Source organism: Kitasatospora sp. NPDC048540 (genome assembly GCF_040651175.1).
In the GTDB taxonomy this organism is placed as follows: domain Bacteria; phylum Actinomycetota; class Actinomycetes; order Streptomycetales; family Streptomycetaceae; genus Kitasatospora.
In genome coordinates this window covers 1-4,003 of record NZ_JBEZIR010000243.1, presented here as the reverse complement: position 1 = coordinate 4,003, position 4,003 = coordinate 1, and the positions used below count along the sequence as shown (strand labels likewise).

4 protein-coding genes are annotated in these 4,003 nt (G+C 70.2%); 3 read left to right on the top strand and 1 reads right to left on the bottom strand.

Annotated elements, in window-relative coordinates:
- Positions 1-195: 195 nt before the first annotated feature.
- Positions 196-405, bottom strand: a complete 210-nt coding sequence (locus tag AB0D08_RS40415) for a DUF5133 domain-containing protein (RefSeq protein WP_033824440.1) — start codon at positions 403-405, stop codon at positions 196-198.
- A gap of 309 nt (positions 406-714) precedes the next feature.
- Here AB0D08_RS40415 and AB0D08_RS40410 point away from each other — a divergent pair, with 309 nt between their 5' ends.
- From AB0D08_RS40410 to AB0D08_RS40400, 3 genes are all read left to right on the top strand, one after another.
- Positions 715-1,821 carry a substrate-binding domain-containing protein gene (locus tag AB0D08_RS40410; RefSeq protein ID WP_033824441.1) on the top strand — a complete coding sequence of 369 codons (1,107 nt, stop codon included), beginning with the start codon at positions 715-717 and terminating at the stop codon, positions 1,819-1,821.
- 28 nt (positions 1,822-1,849) lie between these two features.
- On the top strand, positions 1,850-2,629 hold the full coding sequence (locus tag AB0D08_RS40405; RefSeq protein ID WP_033824442.1) for an ATP-binding cassette domain-containing protein: 780 nt from the start codon (positions 1,850-1,852) through the stop codon (positions 2,627-2,629).
- Between the two features lie 50 nt (positions 2,630-2,679).
- The coding region (locus AB0D08_RS40400) for a sugar ABC transporter permease (protein ID WP_359895360.1) at positions 2,680-4,003 on the top strand (1,324 nt) is incomplete at its 3' end.

Sequence of the window (4,003 nt, the reverse complement as noted above, 5' to 3'; positions counted from 1 at the left end):
CGCACGTGCCGGCGCCGGAACAGCGCGGGAAGACTCGGTACCGTGATGAAACCCTCGGCGCCCGGACGGGCCGGGCGGCTGGACCGGTGACGTAACCGGCCGCCGCGGCGCGCTAACGGCCGCGCCCGGCCCGTGACCCGGGCGGGCGACCGCGACCCCTCGACCGGCCCCGTACGGCGGGCCCCCGCGCCCGGTTCAGCCGGCCGGTACCGTCACCCGCTGGGCGAGCAGGGCCCGGGCCCGGGCGAGCGCGGCCCCCGGATCCCGCAGACCGGTGTAGACGCAGACCGTGTACAGGGCGTCCTCCCGGCGGCGGTGCGCCGTCCGGTCGGTGGCGGGCCGTCCGGCCAGGGCGTCCAGCTCGCGGACGAGTCGGGCGAGGGCGGTGTAGTCGATCAGCGGCATGGAACCACTCCGTTGCGAAGGCGGTGTGTCGGGTTTGGCGCTACCCCGGCCCCTCGCGGGCAACCACGCGGACCGGCGGGTGTCCGACTTCTCCCCCGGCTCCCTCCCCCATCGGCACACAATGTCCACATTCCGCCCGGTCCGGTGGGATTCGCCCGCCGGGTCGGCCACTCGGAGGGCCGTCCCCGGGCGGCTCCCCCGATCGGCCGCAAAAAAGGTGGCGCAAGATTGTTTCGAATGGCGGCGGCCGGTGGATCGCCGGACACTCGAAAGTCCCGGGGGGCATCTCGACGTATTGAGAGGCGACCCGTGAAATCACGACCCACCGGGATTGTCGTCGCCGCGGCGGCGGCTTCCCTCGCTCTGGCGCTCAGCTCCTGCGGCAGCGCCGGCCAGTCCACGTCCGCCTCGTCCTCCGGCTCCGGCTCGGGGACGGGCACGGTGAAGATCGGCCTGCTCCTCCCGGAGTCCAAGACCACGCGGTACGAGCAGTTCGACAAGCCCCTGATCGAGCAGAAGATCAAGGAGCTGGTCCCGAACGCGCAGATCGACTACTACAACGCCAACCAGGACGCGACGCTCCAGCAGACCCAGGTCGACACCGCCCTCACCAAGGGCAACCAGGTGCTGATCCTGGACGCGGTGGACGCCAAGGCCATCCAGTCCTCGGTCCAGAAGGCGCACGACGCCGGCGTCAAGGTGGTCGCCTACGACCGGCTGGCGCAGGGGCCGGTCGACTCGTACGTCTCCTTCGACAACCACAAGGTCGGCGAGCTCCAGGGCCAGGCCCTGGTGGCGGCCGTCGGTGACAAGGCCTCCGCCGGCAAGATCATCATGATCAACGGCTCGCCCACCGACCCCAACGCGGCCGACTTCAAGGCGGGCGCGCACAGCGCCATCGACGGCAAGCTCACCGTCGGCAAGGAGTACGACACGCCGAACTGGGACCCGAACAACGCCAACCAGGAGGCCGCCGCGGGCATCACCGCGATCGGCGCCCCGAACGTGGTCGGCGTCTACTCGGCCAACGACGGCATGGCGGCGGGCATCGCGACCGCCCTCAAGGCGGCCAACCTCAGCGTCCCGCTGACCGGTCAGGACGCGCAGCTGGACGCCGTCCAGCGGATCCTGGCCGGCACCCAGACGATGTCGATCTACAAGCCGTACAAGCCGGAGGCCGACACCGCCGCCCAGATGGCCGTCGCCTTCGCCCAGGGCAAGTCGCTGACCTCGGAGGTGGCGTCCGCCAAGGCCACCAGCGGCAGCGGCCAGGCGGTCCAGTCCAACCTGATCACGCCGATCGTGCTCACCAAGGACAACATCAAGTCCACCGTGGTCGCCGACGGCCTGTACACCGTGGCCCAGATCTGCACCCCCGACTACGCCGCCGCCTGCGCCGCAGCCGGTCTGCAGTAACCCCCACCGTCCGGAGGAGTTGATAGCCATGGCGGGTCCTCCCGTGCTGGCACTGCGCAGCGTCTCCAAGCGGTTCGGCGCGGTGCAGGCCCTCACCGAGGTCGAGTTGGACGTGGCGGCCGGCGAGGTGGTCGCCCTGGTTGGCGACAACGGCGCCGGCAAGTCCACCCTGGTGAAGGCGATCGCCGGGGTCAACCAGCCCGATGAGGGTGTGATCGAGTGGGAGGGCCGGCCGGTGGTGATCCACCGGCCGCAGGACGCCCAGCACCTGGGGGTCGCGACGGTCTACCAGGACCTCGCGCTCTGCGACAACCTCGACGTGGTCGGCAACCTCTTCCTCGGCCGGGAGCTGAGGCGGTTCGGCGTGCTCAACGAGGTCGGCATGGAACGGCGCTCGCGCGAGCTGCTGGACACCCTGTCGATCCGGATCCCGAGCGTGCGGATCCCGATCGCCTCGCTCTCCGGCGGTCAGCGCCAGGTGGTCGCCATCGCCCGCGCCCTGATCGGCGAACCCAAGATCGTGATCCTCGACGAGCCGACCGCCGCCCTCGGCGTGGAGCAGACCGCCCAGGTCCTCGACCTAGTGGAGCGCCTGCGCGACCGGGGGCTCGGGGTCATCCTGGTCAGCCACAACATGGCGGACGTGATGGCGGTCTCCGACAGGGTCGCGGTGCTGCGCCTCGGCCGTAACAACGGGGTCTTCGACGTCCGCTACACCAACCAGCAGGAGATCATCTCCGCCATCACGGGAGCCACGGACAACGCCGTGACCCGGCGCCAGTCCCGCGGCCAGGAGGGGGTGTCATGAACGGTGACGACCACCGGGAGCCGGGCCACGTCCCGCTCCCCGAGGACAGCATGTCCAGGGACGGGGTGAACGCGCCGGTCCCGGTCGCGCACGACGCGATCCCCGCCGTCGACCCCCGGCTGATCGTCCGCCAGGAGGGCATCTCCGGATACCTGGGCGAGTTCAAGCGCCGCCTGAGCAGCGGTGAGCTGGGCTCGCTGCCGGTGGTGCTGGCCCTGATCGTGATCTGGGCCGTGTTCGGCAGCCTCGACAGCAGCTTCCTGTCGGCACAGAACCTGTCCAACCTCTCGCAGCAGATCGTCGGCACCGGCATGATCGCCATCGGCGTGGTGTTCGTGCTGCTGCTCGGCGAGATCGACCTGTCGGTGGGCTCGGTCAGTGGCCTGTGCGCCGCGATCTTCGCGGTGCTCGACGTCACCCACGGCGTCAACCAGTGGGTCGCGCTGGTCGCCGCCCTGGTCGGCGGCGCCCTGGTCGGCCTGATCCAGGGCCTGTTCTTCGCCAAGGTCGGCGTGCCGGCCTTCGTGGTCACCCTCGCGGGCAACCTGGGCTGGAACGGCCTGATGCTGCAGATCCTCGGGTCCAGCGGCACCATCAACCTGTCCGGCAACGACATCGTCTCCCGGCTGTACTCCACCATCTACAGCAAGACCATCGCCGCCTACGGCACCGCCGCGATCGGGGTGGCGCTGTTCCTGGTCGCCTCGCTGCTCGACGCCAGGCGGCGGCGGGCGGCCGGGGTGCCCTCCCGTCCGCCCGCGGACATCGCGCTGCGGACGGTGGCGCTGGCGGTGGTGGCCTTCGCGGCCGCGTACACGCTCAACCAGTACAAGGGGCTGCCGCTGGCGCTGCTGATCTTCCTGATCTTCATCGTGGTGCTGGACTTCGTGCTCCGCCGGACCACCTACGGGCGCCAGGTCTTCGCACTCGGCGGCAACATCGAGGGGGCCCGGCGGGCCGGTATCAACGTGTCCTGGACCAGGATCTCGGTGTTCATGATCTGTTCCACCATGGCGGCCGTCGGCGGCCTGTTCCTGGCGGCGCAGATCCAGTCCGCCAGCCAGACCTCCGGCGGCGGCAACCTGCTGATGAACTGCATCGCGGCGGCCGTCATCGGCGGCACCAGCCTGTTCGGCGGGCGCGGCTCGACCTGGTCGGCGCTGCTCGGTGCGCTGGTGATCGGCTCGATCCAGTCCGGGATGAACATCATGGGCCTGAGCAACGCCATCCAGTTCATGATCACCGGCGCGGTGCTGCTGGCCGCCGTGGTGATCGACTCGCCGCGTCGGCGACCGGGACTGGTCCAAGATCGACTTCTATCTCGGAGGCAAGCTGGTCCCCAAGAAAGAGATGACAGAACCGGCCTGGAGGAAC

Bases quoted from the DNA above. Each gene is read 5' to 3' on its own strand.
- AB0D08_RS40415 (WP_033824440.1), bottom strand. From the start codon at position 405: ATGCCGCTGATCGACTACACCGCCCTCGCCCGACTCGTCCGCGAGCTG.
- AB0D08_RS40405 (WP_033824442.1), top strand. From the start codon at position 1,850: ATGGCGGGTCCTCCCGTGCTGGCACTGCGCAGCGTCTCCAAGCGGTTC.